The organism is Halomonas halophila (assembly GCF_030406665.1).
Taxonomy (GTDB): domain Bacteria; phylum Pseudomonadota; class Gammaproteobacteria; order Pseudomonadales; family Halomonadaceae; genus Halomonas; species Halomonas halophila.
Map to the genome: position 1 here is coordinate 3,417,667 of NZ_CP129121.1, position 26,639 is coordinate 3,444,305.

Consider the following 26,639-nt stretch of genomic DNA (forward strand, 5'->3'; position numbering starts at 1 on the left):
TTCGGAATCAGCGCCCGGTCTCGCCGGCGCCGGCATCTTCCTCAGGGGTGGACGACTGCGCCTCGGCGGCCGCATCGACCGAGGCCTCGTCCGCCACGGCCGGCACCTCGCCGCCCGCGCGGTTGGCGTCCAGGGCCTCTTCCAGCGCGGCGACCTGCTTCTCCAGCGCCTCGACCCGGCCGCGGGTGCGCTGCAGCACGTCCATCAGGATGTCGAAGTCCTCCCGCGACACCAGCTCGAGCCGGTCGAAGGCGCCGCGCACCACCTGCTGAATGCCTTTCTGCACGTCTTCCGGCGCCTGGGAGGCGCCCTGCAGGCGCTCGCCGATCTGCTGGGCCAGGCGGCCGATGCGGTCTTGGCTGACCATGATGTCTCTCCTGAGTGGAATGGGCCTTAGGGGAATAGGGCTGACTCCAAGGATACGCAAGCCGCCCGGCGGGCGCATTCCCGGGTGGCGCGGGCCTCGCCCTCGGATGGTGCGAAGCGCTCGCTCACCAGCATCAATTCAGTGCACGGCGTCCATTCACGCCTGCACCAGCCTCTCTCTGCCGGGGCGCTATTGGCAATCAACGCCCTGAAAAATATGGCAAATCCAGTTCGATGGCACGGTTTAAGCAGATGCAGGGAAACCTGCACACACACCGCGCGGAGCAGCCCGCGCTCATCCAATGGGGAGATCCGGGATGAAGCTGATTACCGCCATCATCAAGCCGTTCAAGCTCGACGACGTGCGCGAAGCGCTCGCCGACAACGGGGTCCAGGGCATCACCGTCACCGAAGTCAAGGGCTTCGGCCGCCAGAAGGGCCACACCGAGCTGTATCGCGGCGCCGAGTACGTCGTCGACTTTCTGCCCAAGGTCAAGGTCGAGATCGCCGTGGACGACGGTCGCCTCGATACCGTGCTGGACGCCATCTGCAGCGCCGCCAACAGCGGCAAGATCGGCGACGGCAAGGTCTTCGTGACCCCCCTCGAGGACGTCATCCGCATCCGTACCGGCGAGCGCGGCGCCGACGCCGTCTAAGCCGACCGTCTCTCTCCCTTTCCTTCTGGAGTGACAGCCATGAACGAGTTGACCGAGCTGAGCTACGCGCTCGATACCTTCTACTTCCTGATCTGCGGCGTCCTGGTGATGTGGATGGCCGCGGGCTTCTCGATGCTCGAGGCCGGCCTGGTGCGGTCCAAGAACACCGCCGAGATCCTGACCAAGAACATCGCCCTGTTCGCCATCGCCTGCACCATGTACCTGCTGCTGGGCTACTACCTGATGTACTCCGGCGACGCCGGCGGCATCCTGCCCAACCTGGGCTTCCTGCTGGGCGACGACAATACCGTGGCCGCGGTGACCGCGGGCAGCGACGACGCGCCCTACTACTCCATGCGCGCCGATTTCTTCTTCCAGGTGGTGTTCGTGGCCACCGCCATGTCCATCGTCTCCGGTGCCGTGGCCGAGCGCATGAAGCTGTGGGCCTTCCTGGCCTTCGCCGTGGTGATGACCGGCGTCATCTATCCGGTCTCCGGCTACTGGACCTGGGGCGGCGGCTGGCTGGCCGAGGTCGGCTTCTCCGACTATGCCGGTTCCGGCATCGTGCACATGGCCGGCGCGGCCGCGGCCCTGGCCGGCGTGCTGGTGCTCGGTCCGCGCAAGGGCAAGTACGGCAAGGACGGCAGCATCTTCGCCATCCCCGGCGCCAACATGCCGCTGGCCACCCTGGGTACCTTCATCCTGTGGATGGGCTGGTTCGGCTTCAACGGCGGCTCCGAGCTGAAGGTCTCCGACGTGAGCTCCGCCAACAACATGGCCCAGGTGCTGGTGAACACCAACGCCGCGGCCGCCGGTGGCGTGATCGCCGCACTGATCCTGGCCAAGGCCTGGTTCCGCAAGGCCGACCTGACCATGGCCCTGAACGGCGCCATCGCCGGCCTGGTGTCCATCACCGCCGACCCGCTGTCGCCCAGCGCCCTGGGCGCCACCCTGATCGGCGCCTTCGGCGGCCTGCTGGTGGTGATCTCCATCGTCGGCCTCGACAAGCTGAAGCTCGATGACCCGGTCGGTGCCATCTCCGCCCACGGCGTGGTCGGCATCTGGGGCGTGCTCGCGGTGCCGCTGTCCAACGACGGTGCCTCCTTCGGCCCGCAGATCATCGGCATCATCGGCATCTTCGCCTGGGTCTTCATCGCCAGCCTGGTGGTGTGGCTGATCATCAAGGCGATCATGGGCGTGCGTGTCAGCGAGGAAGAGGAATACGAGGGCGTGGACCTGGCCGAGTGTGGCCTCGAGGCCTACCCCGAGTTCACCGTCTCCAAGGTGCACGGTGGTGGTGGCGCCTCCGGCCGTACCCGCAGCGAGGGCGCGAGCCAGGCCCAGGCAGCCGCCCGCTCCTGATCGCCCCGCCCTGCCGGCAACACGACATGGCCCCCTCGCGGGGCCATTTTTTCGTTCTTCTCTCCGTGGGTGTATGCTCTGGCACAATGACTCCGTCAGGGATGGCGAGTGGCGCCATCGGACACGAACAACGCGAGGAGAGACCCATGAAGCTGGTGACCGCCATCATCAAGCCATTCAAGCTCGACGACGTCCGCGAGGCGCTCTCGGACATCGGCGTCCAGGGCATCACCGTCACCGAGGTCAAGGGCTTCGGCCGCCAGAAGGGCCACACCGAGCTCTATCGCGGCGCCGAGTACGTGGTCGACTTCCTGCCCAAGGTGAAGCTCGAGGTCGCCGTGGACGAGACCATGGCCGAGCAGGTGATCGACGCCATCACCCAGGTCGCCAACACCGGCAAGATCGGCGACGGCAAGATCTTCGTCACCGCCCTGGAGCAGGTCATCCGGATTCGCACCGGCGAGACGGATAAGGACGCCGTCTAAGCTGCAAGCTGCAAGCTGCAAGCTGCAAGCTGCAAAACAGCAGCGTAAACGCCCGACACAAAGAAACCCCCGAAGGCATCAGCCTTCGGGGGTTTCTTGTAGCTCGGCGCTTGTAGCTCGGCGCTTGTAGCTCGGCGCTTGTAGCTCGGCGCTTGTAGCTCGGCGCTTGTAGCTCGGCGCTTGTAGCTCGGCGCTTGTAGCTCGGCGCTTGTAGCTCGGCGCTTGTAGCTCGGTGCTTGTAGCTCGGCGCTTGTAGCTCGGCGCTTGCCGCTTACTTCTCGACGAAGGCGCGCTCGATGACGTAGTCGCCCGGCTCGCCGAGGCGCGGCGAGATGTTGAAGCCCAGCTCGTCCAGCAGCGCGCTGGTCTCGTCGAGCATCGCCGGGCTGCCGCAGATCATGGCGCGGTCCTGCTTCGGGTCCAGCGGCGGCAGGCCGGTGTCCTCGGCCAGCTTGCCGCTGCGGATGTGGTCCGTCAGGCGGCCCATGGTGTGGAACTCCTCGCGGGTCACGGTCGGGTAGTAGACCAGCTTCTCGCTGATTTCCTCGCCCAGGTACTCGTGGGCCGGCAGCTCTTTGGTGATGAAGTCGGCATAGGCCAGCTCGCTGACGGTACGCACGCCGTGGATCAGCACGATCTTCTCGAAGCGCTCGTAAGCTTCCGGATCCTGGATCAGGCTCATGAACGGTGCCAGGCCGGTGCCGGTGGACAGCAGGTAGAGGTTGCGACCCGGCAGCAGGTCATCGGTGACCAGGGTGCCGGTGGGCTTGCGGCTGACCATGATCTGGTCGCCGACCTTGAGATGCTGCAGGCGCGAGGTCAGCGGGCCGTCCGGCACCTTGATGGAGAAGAACTCCAGGTGATCCTCGTAGTTGGGGCTGGCCACGGAGTAGGCGCGCATCAGCGGCTTGCCGTCGACTTCCAGGCCGATCATCACGAACTGACCGTTCTTGAAGCGCAGGCTGCGCTCGCGGGTGGTCTTGAAGCTGAACAGGGTGTCGTTCCAGTGATGAACGCTGAGGACTTCTTCCAGGGCGAACTTGCTCATGCCGGCTCCTATGTATCGCGAGGGCGCATATACCGAAAGCTCATAATTGCGCCGATTGATCTTTGCAGAGAATTCTAAGAGACGGCAGGATATCTGTTAAATGGGTTGTATGGATAAAGCTTATCTATACTCCAGATATACTAGCTCGGAGCCCCCTCCCATGCGCTATACCCTGCGCCAGCTCGAGGTGTTCGTGGCCGTGGCCCAGCACGAGAGCGTCTCCCACGCCGCCCGCGCCCTGGCGCTGTCCCAGTCGGCGGCCAGCACCGCCCTGGCCGAGCTGGAACGCCAGTTCGACTGCCGCCTGCTCGACCGCATCGGCAAGCGCCTCAAGCTCAATGCCCTGGGCTTCCAGCTGCTGCCCAAGGCCGTGGCGCTGCTCGACCGCGCCGAGGAGGTCGAGGAACTGCTGCGCGGCCAGCAGGGCATCGGCACTCTCGACGTGGGCGCCACCCTGACCATCGGCAACTACCTGGCCACGCTGCTGATCAGCGACTTCATGCAGCAGCACCCGGGCAGCCGCATCCGCCTGCAGGTGCGCAACACCCGCACCATCATCGACGGCGTGCGCCACCATGAGCTGGACCTGGGACTGATCGAGGGCCAGTGCGAGGACGAGGAGGTGATCACCCAGCCCTGGGTGGAGGACGAGCTGGCGGTGTTCTGCGCCCCGGGCCATCCGCTGGCCGGCCAGGGGCCGGTGGAGCTCGACCGGCTGCTGCGTGAGGACTGGATCATGCGCGAGGAGGGCTCCGGCACCCGGCTGACCCTGGAACAGGCCGCCCGGCACCGGCGCGGGCGCTTCAACACCCTGCTCGAGCTGGAGCACACCGAGGGCATCAAGCGCGCCGTGGAGTCGGGGCTGGGGATCGGCTGCGTCTCGCGCCTGGCGCTGCGCGACGCCTTTCGCCGCGGCAGCCTGGTGCCGATCCCCACCCCCGACCTGGACCTGAGCCGTCAGTTCGCCTTCATCTGGCATCGCCACAAGTACCTGGCCCCGGGCATGCGCGAGTTCCTCAAGCTGTGCCGGCAGATGACTGAAGGCATCCGCTGCAGCGACCAGATCGACCTGCCCCACCCCTCCTGAGGGTGAGGCAGCGGGCGAGCCCCTAGGCCGGCTCGCCGCGGCGGGCGCGGGCGTCCGGCAGCGCCGCGGTGGCGCCGTGCTGGCTCAGGGTGAAACCGCCCACGGCCTCGGCGAGGCGGTCGGCCTGCGCCTTGAGATGCTCGGCGGCGGTGGTCGATTCCTCCACCAGGGCGGCGTTCTGCTGGGTCATGTTGTCCAGCTCCGAGACCGCCACGTTGACCTGGCCGATGCCGTCGCTCTGCTCGCCGGTGGCGCTGGTGATCTCACCCAGCACGTCGGCCACGCGGGTCACGCTCTCGACCAGCTCCTCCATGGTCTCGCCGGCGGCCTGCACCTGGCGCTCGCCCTCCTGGGTGCGGGTCGCCGAGGTGTCGATCAGCTCGCGGATCTGCTTGGCGGACTCGGCGCTGCGGCTGGCCAGCTGGCGCACCTCGCCGGCCACCACCGCGAAGCCGCGGCCCTGCTCGCCGGCCCGGGCCGCCTCCACCGAGGCGTTGAGCGCCAGCAGGTTGGTCTGGAAGGCGATGCTGTCCATCATCTTCACGATCTCGGCGATCTGGCGCGACGACTCGGTGATGCCCTGCATGGTCTCGTGCACCTGGCCCATGGCCTCGCCGCCGCGGCGCGCCACCTCGCTGGCCGAGCTCGCCAGGCCGCTGGCCTGCTTGGAGGCATCCGCGGTGTGCTCCACGGTGCCGGTGATCTCCTCCATCGAGGCCGAGGTCTGCTGCAGGCTGGAGGCCGCGTTCTCGGTGCGCCGCGACAGGTCCTGGCCGCCCTGGGCGATCTCGGTGGCCGCCACCTTGACCGACTCGCTGCTGTCGCGGATGGTCAGCATCACCGACTCCATGCGCGCCACGAAGCGGTTGAAGGCGTTGGCAAGCTGGGTGACCTCGTCGTTGCCCTCCTCGGGCAGGCGGCGGGTCAGGTCGGCGTGACCGCTGGCCACGTGCTCCATGGCATCGCGGGTCGCCAGCAGGCGGCGGAAGGCGACCTTGAGCAGCGCGCCGAGGATCGCGGCGGCGCCCAGCGCCACCAGCACCAGAGTGATGGTCGAGGCGCTCATGACGCCACGCAGCCCGGCGGTGGCCTCGTGGTCGTCGAGGGCCACCACCAGCTGCCAGTCGGTGCCGCCGATGGGGCTGGCGAGCAGCCGCTTGTCGGCGCCGTCGAGATCGACGTGCTCGGGGATGTCGCGCTCGGCCAGCGCGGCGAGGCGGGCGGCGTCGAGCTCGGGAGAGAGACGCTCGACCGGCGCGAGGCTCAACGCCGGGTCGGGATGCGCCACCAGGGTGCCGTCGGCGCTGGCCAGGAAGGCCAGGCTCGAAGGCGTGGGCGCGATCCGGCCGACGATGTCGGCGATGGCATCGATCGCCACGTCGCCGCCGGCCACCGCCACCAGCTCGCCGCCGCGATGGAAGGGCGCGGCGAAGGTCACCACCAGCTTGTCGGAGGTGGCGTCTTCGTAGGGCGCGGTGACCACGACGTGACCGGCCTCCACGGCCTGCTTGTACCAGGGGCGCTGGCGCGGGTCATAGCCCTCCGGCGTCTCGCTGGCCGAGAACACCACGCCGCCCTCGGTGTCGCCGAGGTAGGTGTTCATGAAATCGCCGGACACGCGCAGCTGCTCCAGGGCCGGCAGCGGGTCGTCGGCCACGGCGGCGGCCTCCAGCGCCTCGAGCATGCCGCTGCGGGCATCGACCCACTCCTCGATGGCCTGGGCATTGCCCTCGGCCACCGCCTGCAGGTTCTGGGCGATCTGGTCATTGTTGTGGGAGCGGACGGTGAAGTAGCTGATCGCTCCGTTGAGGATCAGGGCCGCGACGATCACCGCCAGGGCGGCGAGCAGGATACGCGCGCGCAATGAAGTCAGCATGGTCACTCTCATGGGTAAGGGGGAGTTGGTCTTGTGCCGGTCCACGGGTGCCAGGAACCGGGAGCTACCCTGCTATCGGCCACGGCTCGCGTCGACTTTAGCCGTCGGCGCGAGCCGCCGATTTTCCCGCACCCTGCGGGGGGGCGCCCCAGACCTTTCAAGAAGGCGGCACTTTGGCCGATGATGGGGAGACGCCCATTTCCTCACCGATCCCGCGACAGGACGCATGAGCGACCCACAGCTTCCCCAGGAATATCCCGCTTCCCTCAAGGTGGTCGGCATCGGCGGCGGCGGCGGCAATGCCGTTCGCCACCTGATCGACACCACCGCCCTCGAGGGCATCGACGCCATCGCCGTGAACACCGACCGCCAGGCCCTCGAGCGGCTGCCACAGGGCGTGGCGATGCCCATCGGCAGCGCCACCACCCGCGGCCTCGGTGCCGGAGCCGATCCCGAGGCCGGCCGGCGAGCCGCCGAGGAGAGCCACGAGGGCCTGCGCGCGCGGCTGGCCGGCGCCGATCTGGTGTTCCTGATGGCCGGCATGGGCGGTGGCACCGGCAGCGGCGCGACCCCGGCCATCGCCGACCTGGCCCGCGAGATGGGCCTGCTGACCGTGGCCGTGGTGACGCGCCCGTTCGGCTTCGAGGGTCAGCGGCGCCGGCAGGCCGCCGACGAGGCCATCGCGGCACTGGACGGCCGGGTCGACTGCCTGGCGGTGGTGCCCAACGACCGCCTGCTGCCGACCCTCGGCCACGGCGCCTCGATGATGCGCGCCTTCGCCGCCGTCAACGACGTGCTGCGCGAGGCAGTGACCGGCATCGCCGAGGTCATCACCCGGCCGGGACTGATCAACATCGACTTCGCCGACGTGGCGGCGGTGATGCGCCGGCCCGGGCGGGCGCGCATCGGCACCGGCGAGGGCACGGGCGAGGGCCGCGCCGGCGCGGCGGTGCGCGCGGCCCTGGAGCATCCGCTGCTGGAGGCCACCGACCTGGCCGAGGCCGCCGGGGTGCTGGTCAGCATCACCGCCGGCGCGGACCTGAGCCTGGCCGACTTCGACGAGGTGGGGCAGCAGGTGGCCGAGCTGGCCGGCGAGGACGCCCTGCGGGTGGTTGGCACCGCCTTCGACCCCGACATGGAAGGACGCCTGCGGGTCTCGCTGATCGCCACCGGGCTGGAGGTCGCCCAGACGCAGGCGAAGCAGCCCCCGTCGCCGCGCCGATCAAGCCCGGCCGGCGAGCCGCGCCCGGCGCCGTCGTCGACCGACGCCCCAGAGCGAGAGGGAAGCGCAGAGCCGGAGGAACTGCTGGATCTCGACGACTTCCTGAACCGCCTCAAGCGCCGCTGACGCTCAGGGACGCGCTGAAGCGGCCGAGCGACGACGCCTAGGCGGTCGTCCGATCCAGGTAGCGCTCGCGGAAGGTCGCTCCCGGCACCGGCCGGCCGGTGAGGAAACCCTGGATCAGGGTGACGTGATAGGCGGCGAGCGCCTCGAGCTGGGCCTCGGTCTCCACGCCCTCGGCCACCACCCGCAGGCCGAGCTCCCGGGCCAGCCCGGTCACCGCGGCGAGGATGGCGCCGCTGCCCCGGGACTCCCCCAGGCCGCGAATGAAGCTGCGATCGATCTTCAGCGTCGTCACCGGCAGCTCCTGCAGATAGCTCAGCGAGGAGTAGCCGGTGCCGAAGTCGTCGATGGCGATGTGGCAGCCCAGGTCACGCAGGGCCGCCAGGGTGGCCACGGCCTGCTGGTGCTGGTCGATCAGGGTGCTCTCGGTCAGCTCGAAGCCGATCTGGCCCGGCGGCAGGCCATGCGCCTCGTAGAGCCGGCGCACCTCATCGACCAGGTCGGCCTGCCAGAACTGGCGCGCCGACAGGTTGATCGCCACCCGCGGCGGCGTCAGGCCGGCCTCGCGCCAGGCCTGCAGCTGGCCGGCCACCAGCTGCATCAGCCGTCGCCCCAGCGGCAGGATCAGCCCGGAGCGCTCGGCCAGCGGTATGAAGTCCCCCGGCGACACCTCCCCCAGCCCCGGCGCATGCCAGCGCAGCAGCGCCTCGGCGCCCTTGACCTCGCCGCTGTCGCGGTCGATCAGCGGCTGATAATGGACATCGAGCCCCTCGCCGGTCTCGGCGGTGTTGCGCAGCGCCGTCTCCAGCGCCAGGTGCTGGTGATCCTCGACATGCATCTCGGCGCGATAGAGCCGGTAGGTATTGCGCCCTTCCTCCTTGGCGCGGTACATGGCCGCATCGGCTCGCTTCACCAGCCGCTCGGGCGTGTCGCCGTCGTCGGGGTAGAGGCTGATGCCCAGACTGCAGCCGACCCGGAAGCGCTGCGTGCCCAGCTCGAAGGGCGCGCTGGTCGCCTCGATCAGCCGCCGCGCCACCCGGGTCACCTCGTCGACTTCCTTGACGTCGGGCAGCAGCACGATGAACTCGTCGCCGCCCAGACGCGCCAGGGTGTCGTCCTCGCGCAGGTGGTGCTGCAGGCGCTCGGTGAGCCGCACCAGCAGCTCGTCGCCCACGGCATGCCCCAGCGAATCGTTGACCTGCTTGAAGTGGTCCAGATCGAGGAACAGCACCGCCAGGCGCCGCCCCTGTCGATGGGCGTGGCGGATCGCCAGCGCCAGACGATCGTCGAGCAGGCGCCGATTGGGCAGGCCGGTGAGCGGATCGTAGTAGGCCAGGTGGCGCACCCGCTCCTCGTTCTCGCGGATATGGGTGATGTCGGTGAACAGCGCCGCGTAGTGGGTGACCTCGCCCCGCTCATCGCGGATCGCCGAGATCGTCAGCAGCTCCAGGTAGAGCTCGCCGCTCTTGCGCCGATTCCATATCTCGCCGCGCCAGAAGCCGCCCTGCTGCAGCGTGTCCCACATGTCCCGGTAGAAGACCGCGTCGTGGCGCCCGGAGGACAGCACCGCCGGCGTGCGGCCGACCACTTCCTCCAGGGAGTAGCCGGTCATGTGGGTGAAGGCCGGATTGACGAAGCGGATGCGCGTCTGCGGGTCGGTGATGATGATGCCCTCCAGCGAGGCATCGATGACCCGCTCGGCCAGCTGCAGGCTCTCACGCGACTCGGCCAGCGCCCGGTCACGCGCCTCGAGCGCCTCGCGCAGATCCTGCAGGTAGCCGTGCTCGACCCCGGAGAGCAGGTCCTGGAAGCCCAGCAAGCCGCTCACGCCGCCCGCCTCGTCGACAACCGCCAGGTGACGCACCCCCTCGCCGACCAGCGCATCGCGGGCGCGGATCAGCGGCTCATCGGCGCCGATGGTCAGCAGCGGACGGCTGGCCAGCTCGCCGACGCTCATCGAGCCCGGATGACGGGCGACGAAGCGCACCAGGTCGCGCTCGGTGAGGATGCCCAGCGAGCGCGAGTCGTCCTCCACCACGGCGGCCTCGGCGCCGGCGTCGCGCATCCAGCGCGCCGCCTCGGCCAGGCCGAGAGCGCTCGGCAGCACCACCGGCGAGCGGCGCATCGCGCCCTTGACCTCGCGGAACCGCAGATAGGGCTCGAGCCCCTGGTTCAGCGCCACGTCGCTCTGGGACACCATGCCCAACGGGCGTTCGTCGTCATCCACCACCAGCAGGTGGCGATAGCCCAGCTGAGCGAAACGCGCGGCGACCTCGCCCACCGACACGCCACGGTCGATGGTGACCACCGGCCGGCTCATCACCTCGCCGACCGGGCGGCGCAGCGACTCGGGGTCGGCGAAGTCGAGGGCCAGGCTGTCGCGCTCGGTCCAGATGCCGAGGGTCCGGCCCTCCTCGACCACCAGGATCGCGCTGCAGCGACGCTGACTCATGCGCGAGGCGGCCTCGCACAGCGGCGTGTCCGGCCCGCAGCTGAGCAGGCCGGTATGCATGATCCGTTCGACGGAGAGGGCGTGGGTGTTGAGCAGCTGATCCGAGTCCATTCGCTTACCGCATCGTGAGAGAACCTCTCAACCTAGCGCAGCGTTTCGTCTGGACGACAGTCAAGCCCGGCGCGTCCTTGACGACGATCAACAAACAGGCTGTTGCCCGGCTGACGCTTGGCCTCGGCCTTCAGTTCGGCCAGCACGTTGCCGATGTCCATGGCGGTTCTCTCTGCCCCGGGCGCGACGGCGTGATAGGCCAGCGACAGTGACATCAGCGGCACGAACCGTGCCCGCCCCTCACGGTCGTGGCCGTCGAAACCGCCGGCCTCGCGGTGCTCGAGCGAATAGAACTGCGGCGCGAAGTGGGCGAAACGCGCCAGGATCGCCTCACAGCGCGACTTCGCCGTCGCCTCCCCCAGCACCAGCATGAAGTCGTCGCCGCCCACATGGCCAACGAAACCATCGTCGCCAGATTCTTCCTGCAGCATGCGAGCCAGGGCCAGGATGACCTGATCGCCGCGGGCATAGCCGTAGACGTCGTTGTAGGCCTTGAAGGCGTCGAGATCCGCATAGACGGCGACGAAGGCCTCTCCGCGGGCCAGGCGCGCAGCCAGCGTATCGTGGATCGCCTCGTTGCCGGGCAGCCCGGTGAGAGGGTTGGCCTGGCGCGCCGCACGCACCTGGAGGGCGGTGATCTCGCGCAGCAGGTCGACGATCTGCCCCAGGCCGCGATAGCGGCCGTCATCGTCGACCACCACGAAGTCGTCGCGGCTGCCCTTGGCGGATTCGGTGACGCGCCGGCTCAGCGCCTCCAGCGGCATCGAGGCCTCGGCCACCAGCATGCGGCGATCCATCAGCTCGTCGATGGCCCGCCGGGCATGCAGCGAGTGGCTGAAGGGGTTGGCGAACACGCCCAGGAACTCGTGCTGGCGCACCACGCCCACCGGCCGGTCACCATCGTCGAGCACCGCCAGGCAGCGCAGCTCCGGGTCATGACGGAAGCGTTCCACCACCTCGGGCACCCGGGTGCCCTGACGAACCGGCGCCAGATGCCGGCACAGCATGGCGGCGGTGGTGCCGAAGGAACCGGAGACCTCACGTCGCGCCGGCAGTGAAGGCTCGAGCCGGGTCGGCGGCTTCGCCGCCGGGCGGGCGAAGTGATAGCCCTGCATCAGCGTGCAGTTCATCTCCCACAGGCAGCGCTGCTCACCCTCGGTCTCGATGCCCTCGGCGATGACCTGGCAACCGAGGCTCCGCGACACCTCGAGCAACGAGGTCAGGAACTGGCGCTTGCCCGGATCGTGATCGATACCCTGGGCGAAGTGGCGATCGATCTTGACGAAGTCGGGGCGCAGCTCCGCCCAGTGACGCAGGCTCGAATAGCCGGCGCCCAGGTCGTCCAGCGCCACCTGGAAGCCCATGCGCCGGTAATGGTCGACGGCCTGACGCATCAGCGCATAGTCGTGGATCGGCAGGTGCTCGGTCAGCTCGATCACCACCCGCTCCGGCGACAGCCCCACGCCGTCCAGGTAGGCACGGGTCAGGCCCTCGCGGAAGTCTCGCTCGAGCAGCGAAGCCGGCATGACGTTGAGAAACAGCCGTCCGGGCAGCCCGCATCGCGCGAAGGCCTCGATGGCCCGACGGCGGCAAAGCAGATCCAGCTCCAGCAGGCGTCCTGTCTCCCGAGCGCAGTCGAACAGCGCCACCGGCGAGTGCAGCGGCGACCCCGCGGGGCCGCGTGCCAGCGCCTCGTAGCCGAAGATCCCCTGGCAGCCGGCATCGACGATGGGCTGGAACAGCGGCGTGATCGCGCCCTCGTCGAGTATCCGCGCCAGCTCGTCGACCTGTTCGGCCGTCACCCGGTGTTCTGACACCGCCGCTGAAACGTCGTGGTCATCCTGCATGCAATGCCCCCTCAGGCCGGCATGGCCTCCAGTGCGCGAGGGTCGGACGAGGCCGGCTCCGTCGCGTCGTCCTCGGGCGTCGGCGCCTCCGCCGTCGCCAGGGTGAAGCCTGCCGTGAAGCCCCGCATGCGTTCGGCCTCTTCCTCCAGGGTCGCGGCGGTCCGCTCGGCGCGCTCGACCATGTCGCGGTTGCGCTGGGTCACGCTGCCCATCTGGTGCATGGCCTGATTGACCTGCTCGAGGCCCTGGCGCTGTTCGTCGGAGGCGTGGGCAATCTGGTCGACCCGTTCACTGACGCCCTGGATGGCGGCGACGATGCCGGTCATGTCCTCGCCGGCCCGGCGCGACAGGCCGTTGCCGCGCTCCACGCTGCTGCGCGAGGCCTCGATCAGATCGCGAATCTCGCGGGCGGCGCCCGCCGAGCGCGAGGCCAGCGAGCGCACCTCGCCGGCCACCACGGCGAAGCCGCGGCCATGTTCGCCGGCTCGCGCCGCCTCCACCGAAGCGTTGAGCGCCAGCAGATTGGTCTGGAAGGCGATGTCGTCGATCATGCCGACGATCTCGCCGATCCGCTGCGAGCGGGCATGGATATCATCCATGGTGGCGACGAAATCGGCCACCACCTCGCCGCCCTGGCGGGCCTTGCCGGTGGCCTGCTCGGCCAGCCGGTTGGCCTCGCCCACATGGGTGGCGTTGTCGGCCACCGAGGCGGTCATCTCGTCCAGGCTGGCGGTGGTCTGCTCCAGGGCGGCGGCCTGCTGCCGGGTCCGCGAGGCCAGCTCCTGGTTGCCTTCGCTCATGTCGCCGGCACCGTCCAGCACCCGGTCGCTGCCGTGGCGCACCCGTGCCACGGTGGTGGCGAGCGCCCGGCGCATGCCGTCGAGCTCGCGATACAGCTGGCCGATCTCGTTGTTGCTGCGCGCCTCCACCAGGGTGGCCAGGTCGCCGTCGGCGATGCGCCGGAAATGCGCGATCATCCGCGACAGCGGCCGGAGCACGTTGGCCCGCACGCCCCAGATCACCACCAGCACGATGGCCAGGGCGCCGCCCAACGCCGCCAGCAGCGCCAGGTTCAGCCAGCCGGCCACCGCCGAGAAGCGCTCGGCCAGACCGTCCCCACGCTCGACGGCACCGGCGAAGAAGGCATCGGCGCCGTCCATGAAGGCCTGGCTCATGTCGCTGACCCGGGACTGGCCGGAATCGTAGCCGCCCGCGTCCCCCTCCTGCAGCAGCATGAGCTGCAGCGAGAGCCCGGTACTGAACAGCGACTGGAAGCGTGAGGCCAGCGCCTCGCGGGCCTCCTGTTGCGACTCGGCCACTGGCAGAGCCTGGAAGCGCTCGAAGGCCGCCTTGGCCTGATCCATGTGGCGCTCGGCCTGTTCGAGGATGGGCCCCGGGCGGTCGAAGGAAGGCACCCGCACCAGGTGAGCGGCGCGATCCATCGCCACCTGGGCGCGCAGGGTGGCGATGTAGGCGCGGTTCAGTGCCCGGGACTGGGCGACCTGGACGTCGCGCAGCGTGTCGAAGGCACTGCGGCCGTGGTGGTTGGCGTAGAGGCCGAGGGCTCCGGTACCGAGGATGATCGCGGTGAAGGCGATCAGCACCAGGAACCAGCTGAATCGGATGGTCATTCGATCGAGGAGGCGCATCGGAAAACCTGTCGCTGATGAAGGGGCGGGCACCGGGCCCGCAGGAAGGCATGCCCGGCGTTATATCAGCGATTTATGACATTAAGATTTCGTCGACTTCTTCCATGAATGGCAGCGAAACAAAAGGCATCTCACGCTATCGCTGCCATTCAAGATATCTCGTCCGCAGCCGATAACTCGCTCCGTGTCCAACCCTCATGCTCAACGAGAGACCCTTATCGAGAAGGAGCGTCTTCCATGTCAGATGCCGTTAACGAAATCAGCGCGAGTCGCACGACCCAAACCCCCGACGGCAGCACGCCGCGCCGCCGGGTGGAGCAGGTCCTGGCCGGCTGGCTGCCGCCCGAGGAAACCGCCGCCACAGGATCGGTGAACCAGGGCGAGCTGGTCGCACCGGTGCAGCGGATCAATGAGGTGATGCGCCCCTACGGGGTGGAATTCGAGCTCAGCGAGACCACCTCGCGAGTGGTCACCCGCCTGGTGGACCGGGACACCCGCGAACTGATTCGCCAGATCCCTGCCGAGGAGGTGATGCGCGTCGCCGAGCATCTGGAGGAACTTCAGGGCAGGCTGATCGATCTGGAGGCCTGATCGAGCGCGATCAGACCTGCATGTTCATGATGTCCTTATAGGCCGTCACCAGGCGGTTGCGGACCTGGAGCCCCATTTCCGAGGCGACGCTGGCCTTCTGCATGTCGACCATGACGTCGTTGAGCTCGACGCCCGGCTCGCCAGCCTGGAAGGCCTTGGCCGAGTCGGCGGCCTGGAGCTTGAGCTCGTTGATGCGCTGGATCGAGGACTGAAGCTCGCCGGCAAAGCCGCCGTTGCCCACGGCGGTGTCGAGCTGCTGCCCCTTGGCGGCCTCACCGCCGGCCTGGGTGGCCAGCGACTGCATCTGGGCGAGCGCCGAGGCGAGAGCGGGTGAACTCATCGGGAACCCCTGTGATGGACATGGTGATCGATGGAAGCCAAGGCTAGCAGCGCGCCCTTGGCCACCATGCCGGCAATTGACGCGCAAAACTCGGGTTTTTCATACCTTTGGCGTGACACCCCCTGCGGATAATGGCCGTCATCACAGTTCCGCCCCGGACGGGCGGCGAATCGCGACGGACGGGAACGCAGTCGATGCCTTCATCTAGAGCCCAGGGTCCAGGCGTCATCTCCGACGGGAGGCCCGCATGAGCAGTGGCGCCTCCGCCACCGGCGGCCAACAGGCCCAGACCTCTCCCTTCGCGCAGCTGTCCCGGCAGCTGCGCGGCAGCCCCCTGATCGCCCTGCTGATCGTCGGCGCGGCCGTGGTCGCCATCGCGGTGGCGCTGCTGCTGTGGGCGCGCAGCCCCGACTATCGGGTGCTGTTCAGCAACCTCAGCGAAGCCGACGGCGGCAGCATCATCAGCGAGCTCGACAGCCGCGGCATCCCCTACGAGTTCAGCGCCGGCGGCCAGGCGCTGATGGTGCCCGGCGACCGGGTCCACAGCCTGCGCCTGCAGCTGGCCGAACAGGGCCTGCCACGCGGCGGCAACGTCGGCCTCGAGCTGATGGAGAACCAGGCCTTCGGCATCAGCCAGTTCGCCGAGCAGGTCAACTACCAGCGCGGTCTCGAAGGCGAGCTCGCCCGCTCCATGGAATCGCTCGGCCCGGTGGCCGGCGCGCGGGTACACCTGGCGCTGGCAAAGGACTCGGTCTTCGTGCGCCAGCGCGAGCCGGCCAAGGCCTCGGTGGTGCTCAACCTGCAGCCCGGCCGCACCCTCGGCGAGGGCCAGGTGGCCTCCATCGTGCATCTGGTCGCCAGCAGCGTCCCCGACCTGGCCGCCGATGCGGTCACGGTGGTCGACCAGAGCGGCCGACTGCTCTCCACGCCCGATGGCGGCGGCTCGGGGCTCGACGGCACCCAGCTCGACTACGTCGCCGAAGTGGAACGCGCCTACCAGCGCCGCATCGAGACCATCCTGGCGCCGATCCTCGGCCGCGGTAACGTCAAGGCCCAGGTCACCGCCCAGGTCGACTTCTCCCGACGCGAGGAGACCTCCGAACGCTACGGCCCCAACCAGCCGCCCAACGAGGCCGCGGTGCGCAGCCGCCAGACCAGCCTCAACGTCAACGGCAACGGCGATCTGGCCCAGGGCATTCCCGGTGCGCTCAGCAACACGCCCCCCGGCGCGGCCCCCTCCCCGATCGATGCCCAGGGCGAGGACGCCGAGCAGGACCAGGCAAACGACGAAGAGGGCGGCACGACGACCGAGCAGCGCCTGAGTCGTGATGACGTCATCAACTATGAGGTCGATCGCCAGGTCTCCCACGTCCAGCATCGCCGCGGCGGGGTCGAACGCCTCTCCGCCGCCGTGGTGGTCAACTATCGCGAACGCCTCGACGAGGACACCGGCGAGCTCGTTCCCGCGCCGCTCGACGAACAGGAGATGGCGCAGATCGAGCGTCTGGTACGCCAGGCCATGGGCTACTCCGACGCCCGCGGCGACCAGGTCGCGGTGGTCAACAGCGCCTTCGCCGCCGGGGACGACGCGGCCAGCGAGCCGGCCTGGTGGCAGCGCAGCGACGTCCAGCAGCTGGCCTTCGCCCTGGGCCGCTACCTGCTGGTGGGCATCGCCCTGCTGCTGCTCTATCTGCTGATCCTGCGGCCCTTCATCCGCCGTTACACCGAACAGCCCGCCCCGGCCAGCCTGCCGGCATCGCCCGGCTTCCAGGCCCGCGTGGGCGGCGACGAGGACGACGAGCACGACCGCGCGGCCGACGAGGATCACGACGATGAAGCGGCGAACGAAGAGAGCCCGGCCTCGCGGCGTCGCAAGCGTCGCGCCACGACCTACGAAGCCAACCTCAATGATCTGCGCGAGATGGCCCAGGAGGACCCGAGCATGGTGGCCATGATCGTTCGCGGCTGGATGAACAAACATGACGAGTAATGCGATGACCGGCCTGCGCCGCAGCGCCATCCTGCTGCTGGCCCTCGACGAGGACAGCGCCGCCGAGGTCTTCAAGCACATGTCCAACAAGGAGGTGCAGGCGCTGAGCATGGAGATGGCCACCATGAGCCAGGTCTCCCACGAGGAAATGCGCCAGGTGCTGCAGGACTTCAGCAACGAGACCGAGGAATTCATCGCGCTGAACCTCAACTCCAGCGACCATATCCGCTCGGTGCTGACCAAGGCGCTGGGCAGCGAGCGCGCCTCGAGCCTGATCGAGGACGTCATGGAGAGCGCCGGCAACAACTCCGGCATCGACGCGCTCAACCTGATGGAAGCCTCGATGGTGGCCGAGCTGATCCGCGACGAGCACCCGCAGATCATCGCCACGATCCTGATCCACCTGGAGCGGCACCAGGCCTCGGACGTGCTGGAAGCGTTCGACGACAAGCTGCGCAACGACGTGGTGCTGCGCATCGCCACCTTCAGCGGCGTGCAGCCGGCGGCGCTGCAGGAGCTCACCGAGGTACTCACCGGCATGCTCGACGGCCAGAACCTCAAGCGCAGCAAGATGGGCGGTGCCCGCACCGCGGCCGAGATCCTCAACCTGATGAACAGCAACCAGGAAGAGGCCGCCATCGAGACCGTTCGCTCGCACAGCGAGGACCTGGCGCAGAAGATCATCGACGAGATGTTCCTGTTCGAGAACATGGTCGACCTCGACGACCGCAGCATCCAGATGGTGCTCAAGGAGATCGATACCAACTCGCTGGTGGTCGCGCTCAAGGGCTCGCCCGAGACGCTCATGGACAAGTTCCTGCGCAACATGTCCCAGCGCGCCGCCGACCTGCTGCGCGAAGACATGGAGGGCCGCGGGCCGATCCGCGTTTCCCAGGTGGAGGCCGAGCAGAAGGCCATCCTCCAGGTGGTGCGCCGCCTGGCCGACTCCGGCGAGATCGTGCTGAGCGGCGGAGACGACACCTATGTCTGAGGCCGGCTGGAACGACGAGACGCCCTGGCGCCGCTGGCGCATGGGCGAGCTGCGTCAGCCCGAGCCGAAGGCGGCCTCGACACCAGACCCCAGGGCCGCCGCCCGACAGGCCCGCGAGGCGGAGGCCCGTCGCCAGCAGCAGGCCCTCGAGCAGCTGCGCGAGCAGGCCCGGCAGGAAGCCCGCGAGGAGGGCCTGCGCGAGGGACGCGAGGCCGGCCACGCCGAAGGACTGGCCCAGGGCCTCGAGGAAGGCCGCCGGCAGGCTCGCGAGGAGCTGGAGCAGCGCCTCGAGGAGTCGCTCGCGCCGCTGCTGCCGCTGGCCCGCCACTTCGAGGAAGCCCTGGCCGATCTGGACGAGGCCCTGTCCGAAGACCTGGTCGACCTGGCCCTGACCACCGGCCGCCAGCTCGCCGGCGACGCCCTCGAGGCGCGCCCCGAGCAGGTGCTGACGCTGATCCGCGAGCTGCTCCACAGCGAGCCGCCGCTGATCGGCCAGCAGCGCCTGTGGCTGCATCCCCGCGACCTCGAGCTGGTCACGCAACACCTGGGCGAGGAGCTGGAGGCCGCCGGCTGGCGACTCCAGCCCGACGACCAGCTCAGCCGCGGCGGCTGCCGGGTGACCAGCGAGCGCGGCGAGCTGGACGCCACCTGGGAGACCCGCTGGCAGGCGATCCAGGACCAGCTGCGCCGGCGCCAGCCGCCGACCGACACCGACGAAGACGAGGCGTGAGTCGACCGCGATGAACGACACCGCTCCCACCAACCGCCACCAGGCCAGCTGGCAGCGCGCCCTCCGCGGCGTGCGCCGGCGCATCGAGCCGCTGCCGACCAGCCGCGCCAGCGGTCGGGTGGTGCGGGCCACCGGCCTGGTGATCGAGGTGGTGGGCCTGCAGGTGGCGCTGGGCAACGCCTGCCGCATCGAGCTGCCCGACGCCCGGGGGCGGCTCGGCCGTCACTACGCCGAGGCCGAGGTGGTGGGATTCGACGGCGAGCGGCTGTACCTGATGCCGCTGGCCGAGATCAGCGGCCTGCGCCCCGGCGCCCGCGTCTTCCCGCTGGGCGACGGCAGCGACGGCGCCGCCCGCCGTTTCCCCCTTGGCGAGTCGCTGCTGGGCCGGGTGGTCGACGGCAATGGCGCGCCGCTGGACGACCAGGGCTCGCTGGACGAGGCACCCCGGGCGCCGCTGGCCACGCCGCCGCTCAACCCGCTGTCGCGGGCGCCCATCGATACCCAGATCGACGTCGGCATCCGCGCCATCAATGCCCTGCTCAGCGTCGGCCGCGGCCAGCGCATGGGCCTGTTCGCCGGCTCCGGCGTCGGCAAGTCGGTGCTGCTCGGCATGATGGCCCGCTACACCCGGGCCGACGTGATCGTGGTGGGGCTGATCGGCGAGCGCGGCCGCGAGGTCCAGGACTTCATCGACAACATCCTCGGCCCGGAGGGGCGCCGGCGCGCCGTGGTGGTGGCGGCCCCGGCCGACACCTCGCCGCTGCAGCGCCTGCAGGGCGCCGCCTACGCCACCCGCCTGGCCGAGGGCTTCCGCGATCAGGGCAAGAACGTGCTGCTGATCATGGACTCGCTGACCCGCTACGCCATGGCCCAGCGCGAGATCGCCCTGGCCATCGGCGAGCCGCCCGCCACCAAGGGCTATCCGCCCTCGGTGTTCGCCAAGCTGCCGAGCCTGGTGGAACGCGCCGGCAACGCCGAGCGCGGCGGCGGCTCGATCACCGCCTTCTACACGGTGCTGACCGAGGGCGACGACCAGCAGGATCCGATCGCCGACTCGGCCCGCGCCATCCTCGACGGCCACGTGGTGCTGTCGCGCACCCTGGCCGAGGCCGGCCACTATCCGGCCATCGATATCGAGGCCTCGATCAGCCGCGCGATGACCGCCATCGTCGACGCGCCGCAGCTCGAGCAGGCACGCCGCTTCAAGAGCCTGTTCGCGCGCTATCAGCGCAATCGCGACCTGATCAGCGTCGGCGCCTACCATCCCGGCCACGACCCGCAGCTGGACGAGGCGGTGAATCGCTATCCTGCCCTGGAGGGCTTCCTGCAACAGGGCATCGGGGAGTGCGCCGACCTCGATGCCTCGCGTCAGGCACTGCTCGGCGCCCTGGGAGGCAGGCCATGAGCCGCACCGCACTCGACAACCTCACCGAACTGGCCCGGGAGGCCCGCGACCAGGCCGGTCAGAAGCTCGCCGGCGACCGTCGCAGCGCCGACCAGATCATCGCCCAGCTGGAGTCTCTGCAGCGCTACCGAGCGGAGTACGCCGCTCGCCTCCAGACGGCCCTGCGTGACGGCATCGATCCGGCCAGCATGCACAACTATCAGCGCTTCCTGGCCTCGCTGGACGACGCCCTCGCCCGCGCCCGCCAGGCCCTGGTCGAACAGCAGCGCCGCGTCGAGCGCAGCCAGCGCCACTGGCAGCAGGAACAGCGCCGCCTGAGCGCCTACGACACCCTCGCCGAGCGGCGAGCCGATGCCATGCGCAAGGCAGAACAGCGGCGCGAACAGCGCGCCACCGACGAACTGGTGACCCAGCGCTGGCTGCGCCGGGACAGCGTACCGAGCGGCTACTAGGCGGCCGTCAAGGAGAACCACATGGACATTCAGCAGTTGCTCACCGCCCCCTCGGGCCAGACCGCGAAGGGCAGCGCCTCGGGCCATGCCGCCGGCCTGACCGGCGGCGACTTCGCCAAGGCGCTGGCCTCGCTGTCACCCCAGGCCGGCACCCAACCCGCTCCGGCCAGCGGGGCGGAGTCGTCACCGCTGGCCGCTCGACTGCCGCAGGAGACGGCCGCTGCCGACGGCGTGACCCTGCCCGAGCGCCTCCAGCATCTGCTGGCTTCCGCCGCCGAGGGTGACGACGTCAAAAAGGAACTGGAAACGCTGCTGGTCTCGGCAGGAGATGGCGCAGAGGCCTCGGCGTCGCTGCGTCAGGCCCTGGCCTCGCTCGCCAATGACGACGGTCTTCCCGAGAAACTGCAGACCCTGCTGGCCTCCGTGGCCGACGGCCAGGACCCCGCCATCGCGCTCCAGGAATGGAAGGCCGCCGCGGACGCATCCGAGGAGACTGTGCCCCCCGAGCTCGCCGCCGCCCTGCAGACGCTGATGACCCAGCTCACCCCGGGACAGAGCGCGGGCCAGGCCCGGGCGACGCCCGCCACGACTCCCCAGGCCCCGGCCAACGGTGCCCCGTCGCCTCTGCCCGGCCTCGCGGCCCCATCGACCAACCCCCTGCTCGAGGCCACCCAGCCCCGTGCCGACGCCGCCCCCAACGCGGCAACCTCGGCCGCGCTGGCCGCCGCCGAGGCGGTACGCCAGGCCGCCGGTGGCGCGCCGGCCACCCCCGCCACCACCTCGTCGCAGGCCATGATCGAGGCCCTGGCCGCCCGCCAGCAGAGCCCGGGTGGTAACGCTCAGGAGGCACCGCTGCTCGCGGGCGGTTCCGTTCCCGGCGGCCAAGGCACCCTGCCGCTGACGCCCTCGACGAGTCCCGGCAGTCTCGCCGCCACGGCCCAGCAGGCCAGCCTGAGCGCGCCGGTCGGCAGCCAGTCCTGGCCCCGCCAGCTCGGCCAGCAGCTGCTCCAGTTCGCCCGTCAGGGCGGCGAGCAGCGCATCGAGATGAGGCTGCACCCGGCCGAGCTGGGCCCGCTGTCGGTGACGCTCAAGGTCGGCGATCAGGGCGCCCAGGCGCACTTCCTGTCGGCCCACGGCCAGGTGCGCCATGCCCTCGAGCAGGCGATTCCGCAGCTGCGTGAGGCGCTGGCCGAACAGGGCATCTCCCTGGGCGAGACCTCGGTGGGCGAGCAGCGCCAGGGCGGCACCGAAGGAGAAGGCCGCCGATTCGCCGACGCGGCCGCCGGCACGAGCGGAGGCGAGAGCGACTCATCCGCAGAGACCGTCACGCCCGCGGCGGCTCCCGGCAGCATGATCCTGGACGGCCGCGTCGATCTCTACGCCTGATCGGGCAGGTCGCAAAATCCGGAGATGGCCCCGTTCATCGGGCCTGTTCGATTCATCGTGCCGCCCTCGCGGGCGGCATAATTCCCCGCTATCGGCAGAATATTCAGCATAGGAACGGTAATGGCGACATCCAGCGGAGGTTCCCGGAAACTGCTGTGGCTACTGGTGGTGCTGGTGGTGATCGCCTCCTCGGCGGCGGCCACGGCCCTGTTCATGGTCATGAGCGGCGACGGGGACGACGGCAAGGCCATGGCTCAGGAGCCCGAGACCATCGAGCACAAGGCCCCGATCTTCGTGGAGATCGAACCCTTCACCGTCAACCTGGCCGACGACGACTACGGGTCACGGCTGCTCTACGCCGGCATCTCGCTCAAGGTTGCCGACGAGCAGAGCCAGGCGCTGCTGACCGAACACATGCCCGAGGTGCGCAGCCGCCTGCTGATGCTGCTCTCCGGCAAGCAGGCCGCCGACCTCGCCTCGCAGGAAGACAAGCGGCGCCTCGCCGAACAGGTGAAGGCCACCCTCGAGGCACCGATGGTGGAGCCGCAGCCGGAACTGGCCATCGAGAACGTGCTGTTCACCGAATTCATCGTGCAATGACGCCGGGCCCGTAGCGACCATGTCTCAAGAAGATCTGCTCTCCCAGGACGAGATCGACGCCCTGCTCAAGGGCGTCAGCGGGGACGACGAGCCCGCGGAGGGCCAGGACGGCCAGCCGCAGGTCCGCCCCTTCGATCCGGCCAACCAGCACCGCATCATCCGCGAACGCCTGCATGCCCTGGACATGATCAACGAGCGCTTCGCCCGCTACTTCCGCATGGGCCTGTTCAACCTGATCCGGCGCAGCGCCGACATCACCGTGGATTCGGTGAAGTACCAGAGCTACAGCGACTTCTCGCGCAACGTGCCGGTGCCCACCAACATCAACATGATCGCCATGAAGCCACTCAAGGGCTCGGCGCTGATCGTGTTTCCGCCGAACCTGGTATTCATGGTGGTGGACAACCTGTTCGGCGGCGATGGCCGTTTCCTCACCAAGTCCGAGGGGCGCGAGTTCACCAACACCGAACAGCGCATCATCCAGCGCATGCTGCAGCTGGCCATCGAGGCCTACGGCGACTCCTGGAAGTCGGTCTATCCGCTGGACATCAGCTTCCTGCGCAGCGAGATGCAGTCGAAGTTCGCCAACATCACCAATTCGCCCAACGAGATCGTGGTCAACACCAGCTTCAATCTCGAGGTGGGCAACCTGGCCAGCAGCTTCCAGATCTGCATGCCCTACTCGATGATCGAACCGCTGCGCGACCTGCTGACCAACCCGGTCAACGAGGGCCATCAGGATCAGGACGGCAGCTGGTCGAAGCGCATGGCCGGCGAGCTGCGCCAGTCCGAGATCGAGCTGGTGGCCAACTTCGCCGACATCCCCTCACGCATCTCCCAGGTGCTGGCCCTCAAGGCCGGCGACGTGCTGCCGCTGGAACTGCCCGAGACCGTGACCGCCAGCGTGGACGGCGTGCCGGTGATGGAATGCGAATACGGCAGCCAGCACGAGCAACGTGCCCTGCGGGTGCGTCGACTGTTCGATCACGCGGCGGGCCACGCGCCGTCCAGCGCCTTCGTCAAGGGGGCTCAGCCGACATCCAAGGAAGCCAAGCATGACTGATCCCAACAAGCCCGACGATCAGAACCTCGACGACGAATGGGCGGCCGCCATGTCCGAACAGGAGGGCGATGCCACGCCGAGCGAGGAGGAGGATCCCTGGGCCGCCGCCATGGCCGAGCAGGCCGCCGCCGAGGAAGCCGAGGGTGACGATGCCCCCGCCGCGGACAGCGGCGCCGCAGCGCAGCCGGCCAGCGACAGCGTCTTCCAGCCGCTGGAGGGAGGCCAGGACAAGGCGGTGCCCCGCGATCTCGAGATGATCATGGACATCCCGGTCAAGCTGACCGTGGAGCTGGGTCGCACCAAGCTGACCATCAAGCAGCTGCTGGAGCTCGCCCAGGGTTCCGTGATCGAGCTCGAGGGGCTGGCCGGCGAACCGATGGACATCCTGATCAACGGCTACCTGATCGCCCAGGGCGAGGTGGTGGTGGTGGATGACAAGTACGGCATCCGCATCACCGAGATCATCACGCCCTCCGAGCGCGTCCAGAAGCTGAATCGATGAGCGAGAGCGCATCCGGTGCCGTCGCCGATGGCCTGGGCGGCGGCGAGGCGCTGATCGGCATGGCCACCCTGGGCAAGACCGCCGCGGCCCTGGCGCTGGTGCTGGCGATCATCGTCGCCTGCAGCCTGCTACTCAGACGGCTCAACGGTGGCGGGCGCGGCCAGGGCCAGCGTCCGCGCCTGGTGGGCAGCACCAGCATCGGCCAGCGCGAGCGGGTGGTGATCGTCGAGGTCGAGGGCACCTGGCTGGTGCTGGGCGTCGGCGGAGGCCAGGTGAACAAGCTCCACGAGTTGCCGGCCCCCGAGTCGCCGGCGACAGCTCCCGCCTTCTCCGAGGACGACGGCTTCGCCGCCCGCTTCGCCAAGGCCCTGCGTCACAACGCCGGGCTGGGCCGACACGACCGGGATCGCCCATGAACCGTTTCGCCACGCGTCACGCCCGCTGGTGGCTGCTGGCCCTGCTGCTGGTGCCGGGTCTGGCCCTGGCCCAGCAGATCCCCGGGCTGATCAGCCAGCCGATGGAGGACGGCGGCCAGCGCTGGTCGCTGTCGCTGCAGACGCTGCTGTTGCTCAGCTCGCTGGCCTTCCTGCCGGCGGCGGTGCTGATGATGACCAGCTTCACCCGCATCATCATCGTGCTGGGCCTGCTGCGCACCGCCATGGGCACCCAGGCCACGCCGCCCAACCAGATCCTGCTGGGCCTGGCGCTGTTCCTGACCTTCTTCATCATGGCCCCGGTGTTCGGCGAGGTGTACGACCAGGCCTGGGTGCCGCTGTCCAACGGCAGCATCGCCTTTCCCGAATTCCTGACCCAGGCCCAGGGCCCGTTCCGCGAGTTCATGATGGCCCAGACCCGCGAGCCGGACCTGGCGCTGTTCGCGCGCCTGGCCGACGTCGGGCAGATGCAGGGCCCGGAGGACGTGCCGCTGCGCGTACTGGTGCCGTCCTTCGTGACCAGCGAGCTGAAGACGGCCTTCCAGATCGGCTTCACCATCTTCATCCCCTTCCTGATCATCGACCTGGTGGTGGCCAGCACGCTGATGGGCCTGGGCATGATGATGGTGCCGCCGGTGACCATCTCGCTGCCCTTCAAGCTGATGCTGTTCGTGCTGGTCGACGGCTGGCAGCTGATCATAGGCTCGCTGGCGGAAAGCTTCTACGTGTGAACGCCCGGAGACTGCCATGACCCCCGAGACGGTAATGACCATCGCCTACCAGGGCATGCGCGTGACCCTGCTGCTGGCGGGCCCGCTGCTGCTCACCGCCCTGTTCACCGGCCTGCTGGTCAGCCTGTTCCAGGCCGCCACCCAGATCAACGAGATGACCCTGTCGTTCATCCCCAAGATCCTGGCGGTGTTCGCGGTGCTGGTCCTCGCCGGCCCCTGGCTGCTGAGCCTGATCACCACCTTCACCCGCGAGCTGTTCGACAATATCCCCAACATGGTGATGTAGGCCATCATGGTCGAGATCACGTTCGACCAGCTGCACGGCTGGCTGGTCGCCTTCCTGTGGCCCTTCTGCCGCATCACCGGGCTGATGCTGACTTCGCCGATCTGGGGCCACTCCGCCATGCCGCGCCAGGGCAAGATCGCCCTTGCCATGGCGCTGACCGTGGTGATGGCGCCGGTGCTGCCGGCGATGCCGGAGGTGCCGCTGTTCTCATGGGCCGGGCTCGGCATCATCGTCGAACAGCTGCTGGTCGGCGCCGCCATGGGCATGGTGATGCGCGTGACCCTGGTGGTGGTGCAGGCCACCGGCGAGTTCATCGGCCTCAAGATGGGCCTGGCCTTCGCCACCTTCTTCGACCCGGCGAGCGGCACCAACATGATGGTGCTGTCACGCTTTCTCTACATGATCACGCTGCTGATGTTCCTGGCCTTCAACGGCCACCTGATGGTGCTCGAGCTGCTGGCCTCGAGCTTCGAGACCCTGCCCATCGGCCTGGGGCGCTACGACCCTGCCGCCTTCGAGATGCTGGTCCGCTATGGCGGCACCATCTTCTCCTCCGGCATGCTGCTGGCCATGCCGCTGATCGCATCGCTGATGATCGTCAGCCTGGGGCTTGGCATCCTCAACCGCTCGGCGCCCCAGCTCACCGTGTTCAGCATCGGCTTCCCGGCCTCGCTGACCATGGGCGTGGTGCTGCTGATGGTGCTGATGACCGACCTGGACCGCTTCCTCGAACGCCTTTTCCGTCAGGGCCTCACCTTCCTCGGGGAATTCCTCGACGTCCTGTCACCGCTGGCCAACTGAGCGCGGCATCAAGCACAAGAACCGCCCTGCCGGGAAACAACAGGGCGGGACAA

At 69.0% G+C, this 26,639-nt stretch carries 26 protein-coding genes; 19 read left to right on the forward strand and 7 right to left on the reverse strand.

Going from position 1 to position 26,639, the window contains the following annotated elements:
- Positions 1–7 precede the first annotated feature (7 nt).
- On the reverse strand, positions 8–367 hold the full coding sequence (locus tag QWG60_RS16115; protein WP_046078812.1) for an accessory factor UbiK family protein: 360 nt from the start codon (positions 365–367) through the stop codon (positions 8–10).
- A gap of 316 nt (positions 368–683) precedes the next feature.
- Between QWG60_RS16115 and QWG60_RS16120 the strand changes: the two genes are divergently transcribed.
- The 3 genes from QWG60_RS16120 to glnK all read left to right on the forward strand — a co-directional run bounded on the left by QWG60_RS16120 (position 684) and on the right by glnK (position 2,869).
- Positions 684–1,022 carry a P-II family nitrogen regulator gene (locus tag QWG60_RS16120; protein ID WP_016855902.1) on the forward strand — a complete coding sequence of 113 codons (339 nt, stop codon included), beginning with the start codon at positions 684–686 and terminating at the stop codon, positions 1,020–1,022.
- Positions 1,023–1,061: 39 nt separating this feature from the next.
- Entirely contained in the window at positions 1,062–2,384 is a 1,323-nt protein-coding gene (locus QWG60_RS16125; RefSeq protein WP_107182182.1) for an ammonium transporter, read from the forward strand.
- Positions 2,385–2,530: 146 nt separating this feature from the next.
- Complete coding sequence (glnK, locus tag QWG60_RS16130) at positions 2,531–2,869, forward strand: P-II family nitrogen regulator (RefSeq protein WP_035594994.1); 339 nt, start codon at positions 2,531–2,533, stop codon at positions 2,867–2,869.
- A gap of 271 nt (positions 2,870–3,140) precedes the next feature.
- Here glnK and QWG60_RS16135 read toward each other — a convergent pair whose 3' ends face one another.
- Entirely contained in the window at positions 3,141–3,917 is a 777-nt protein-coding gene (locus QWG60_RS16135) for a ferredoxin--NADP reductase (protein WP_016855905.1), read from the reverse strand.
- 160 nt (positions 3,918–4,077) lie between these two features.
- Between QWG60_RS16135 and QWG60_RS16140 the strand changes: the two genes are divergently transcribed.
- Positions 4,078–5,004 (forward strand): LysR family transcriptional regulator, encoded by a 927-nt coding sequence (locus QWG60_RS16140; RefSeq protein WP_035594992.1) that lies wholly within the window; start codon positions 4,078–4,080, stop codon positions 5,002–5,004.
- A 22-nt stretch (positions 5,005–5,026) separates the two neighbouring features.
- On the opposite strand, the gene QWG60_RS16145 is transcribed toward QWG60_RS16140, so the two are convergent.
- Complete coding sequence (locus tag QWG60_RS16145) at positions 5,027–6,880, reverse strand: methyl-accepting chemotaxis protein (RefSeq protein ID WP_107181771.1); 1,854 nt, start codon at positions 6,878–6,880, stop codon at positions 5,027–5,029.
- A 226-nt stretch (positions 6,881–7,106) separates the two neighbouring features.
- Between QWG60_RS16145 and ftsZ the strand changes: the two genes are divergently transcribed.
- Positions 7,107–8,228 carry a cell division protein FtsZ gene (gene ftsZ, locus QWG60_RS16150; protein WP_046078814.1) on the forward strand — a complete coding sequence of 374 codons (1,122 nt, stop codon included), beginning with the start codon at positions 7,107–7,109 and terminating at the stop codon, positions 8,226–8,228.
- A 37-nt stretch (positions 8,229–8,265) separates the two neighbouring features.
- Here the strand turns inward: ftsZ and QWG60_RS16155 are convergent, their stop codons facing one another.
- The 3 genes from QWG60_RS16155 to QWG60_RS16165 are packed head-to-tail and all read right to left on the reverse strand — an operon-like array spanning position 8,266 to position 14,266.
- Complete coding sequence (locus tag QWG60_RS16155) at positions 8,266–10,788, reverse strand: EAL domain-containing protein (protein WP_146910089.1); 2,523 nt, start codon at positions 10,786–10,788, stop codon at positions 8,266–8,268.
- Between the two features lie 32 nt (positions 10,789–10,820).
- A complete protein-coding gene (locus QWG60_RS16160) occupies positions 10,821–12,635 on the reverse strand; it encodes a bifunctional diguanylate cyclase/phosphodiesterase (RefSeq protein ID WP_146910087.1) in 1,815 nt (604 codons plus the stop codon).
- An 11-nt stretch (positions 12,636–12,646) separates the two neighbouring features.
- On the reverse strand, positions 12,647–14,266 hold the full coding sequence (locus QWG60_RS16165; RefSeq protein ID WP_161796803.1) for a methyl-accepting chemotaxis protein: 1,620 nt from the start codon (positions 14,264–14,266) through the stop codon (positions 12,647–12,649).
- Between the two features lie 255 nt (positions 14,267–14,521).
- On the opposite strand from QWG60_RS16165, the gene QWG60_RS16170 reads away from it, so the two are divergent.
- Entirely contained in the window at positions 14,522–14,875 is a 354-nt protein-coding gene (locus QWG60_RS16170; protein WP_046078818.1) for a flagellar protein FlaG, read from the forward strand.
- A 10-nt stretch (positions 14,876–14,885) separates the two neighbouring features.
- Here QWG60_RS16170 and fliE read toward each other — a convergent pair whose 3' ends face one another.
- Positions 14,886–15,215: a flagellar hook-basal body complex protein FliE gene (gene fliE, locus QWG60_RS16175; protein ID WP_035599638.1), complete on the reverse strand. Its 330-nt coding sequence runs from the start codon at positions 15,213–15,215 to the stop codon at positions 14,886–14,888.
- Positions 15,216–15,462: 247 nt separating this feature from the next.
- Here fliE and fliF point away from each other — a divergent pair, with 247 nt between their 5' ends.
- The 13 genes from fliF to fliR all read left to right on the forward strand — a co-directional run bounded on the left by fliF (position 15,463) and on the right by fliR (position 26,586).
- Positions 15,463–17,205, forward strand: a complete 1,743-nt coding sequence (gene fliF, locus QWG60_RS16180; protein WP_046078819.1) for a flagellar basal-body MS-ring/collar protein FliF — start codon at positions 15,463–15,465, stop codon at positions 17,203–17,205.
- On the forward strand, positions 17,195–18,196 hold the full coding sequence (gene fliG / locus QWG60_RS16185) for a flagellar motor switch protein FliG (protein WP_035599633.1): 1,002 nt from the start codon (positions 17,195–17,197) through the stop codon (positions 18,194–18,196). The genes fliF and fliG overlap by 11 nt, the downstream gene beginning before the upstream one ends.
- The gene (gene fliH, locus QWG60_RS16190) at positions 18,189–18,926 is read left to right on the forward strand and encodes a flagellar assembly protein FliH (RefSeq protein ID WP_046078820.1); all 738 of its coding nucleotides are present in this window, start codon (positions 18,189–18,191) and stop codon (positions 18,924–18,926) included. Before fliG ends, fliH begins: the two co-directional genes overlap by 8 nt.
- A 10-nt stretch (positions 18,927–18,936) precedes the next feature.
- Positions 18,937–20,331, forward strand: coding sequence for a flagellar protein export ATPase FliI (fliI, locus tag QWG60_RS16195; protein ID WP_146910084.1), 1,395 nt, complete (start codon positions 18,937–18,939; stop codon positions 20,329–20,331).
- Positions 20,328–20,783, forward strand: coding sequence for a flagellar export protein FliJ (gene fliJ / locus QWG60_RS16200; RefSeq protein WP_046078822.1), 456 nt, complete (start codon positions 20,328–20,330; stop codon positions 20,781–20,783). Before fliI ends, fliJ begins: the two co-directional genes overlap by 4 nt.
- 21 nt (positions 20,784–20,804) lie before the next feature.
- Positions 20,805–22,169, forward strand: coding sequence for a flagellar hook-length control protein FliK (locus QWG60_RS16205; protein ID WP_222593878.1), 1,365 nt, complete (start codon positions 20,805–20,807; stop codon positions 22,167–22,169).
- Positions 22,170–22,289: 120 nt separating this feature from the next.
- Positions 22,290–22,769 carry a flagellar basal body-associated protein FliL gene (gene fliL / locus QWG60_RS16210; RefSeq protein WP_046078823.1) on the forward strand — a complete coding sequence of 160 codons (480 nt, stop codon included), beginning with the start codon at positions 22,290–22,292 and terminating at the stop codon, positions 22,767–22,769.
- Positions 22,770–22,788: 19 nt separating this feature from the next.
- Entirely contained in the window at positions 22,789–23,832 is a 1,044-nt protein-coding gene (fliM, locus tag QWG60_RS16215; protein WP_106488171.1) for a flagellar motor switch protein FliM, read from the forward strand.
- Positions 23,825–24,334 carry a flagellar motor switch protein FliN gene (gene fliN, locus QWG60_RS16220; RefSeq protein ID WP_106488170.1) on the forward strand — a complete coding sequence of 170 codons (510 nt, stop codon included), beginning with the start codon at positions 23,825–23,827 and terminating at the stop codon, positions 24,332–24,334. Before fliM ends, fliN begins: the two co-directional genes overlap by 8 nt.
- The gene (gene fliO / locus QWG60_RS16225) at positions 24,331–24,750 is read left to right on the forward strand and encodes a flagellar biosynthetic protein FliO (RefSeq protein ID WP_107181767.1); all 420 of its coding nucleotides are present in this window, start codon (positions 24,331–24,333) and stop codon (positions 24,748–24,750) included. The genes fliN and fliO overlap by 4 nt, the downstream gene beginning before the upstream one ends.
- Positions 24,747–25,499, forward strand: coding sequence for a flagellar type III secretion system pore protein FliP (gene fliP / locus QWG60_RS16230; RefSeq protein WP_035594300.1), 753 nt, complete (start codon positions 24,747–24,749; stop codon positions 25,497–25,499). The genes fliO and fliP overlap by 4 nt, the downstream gene beginning before the upstream one ends.
- 16 nt (positions 25,500–25,515) lie before the next feature.
- Positions 25,516–25,785 (forward strand): flagellar biosynthesis protein FliQ, encoded by a 270-nt coding sequence (fliQ, locus tag QWG60_RS16235; RefSeq protein ID WP_146910082.1) that lies wholly within the window; start codon positions 25,516–25,518, stop codon positions 25,783–25,785.
- Between the two features lie 6 nt (positions 25,786–25,791).
- Positions 25,792–26,586 carry a flagellar biosynthetic protein FliR gene (fliR, locus tag QWG60_RS16240; protein ID WP_146910080.1) on the forward strand — a complete coding sequence of 265 codons (795 nt, stop codon included), beginning with the start codon at positions 25,792–25,794 and terminating at the stop codon, positions 26,584–26,586.
- Positions 26,587–26,639: the final 53 nt, after the last annotated feature.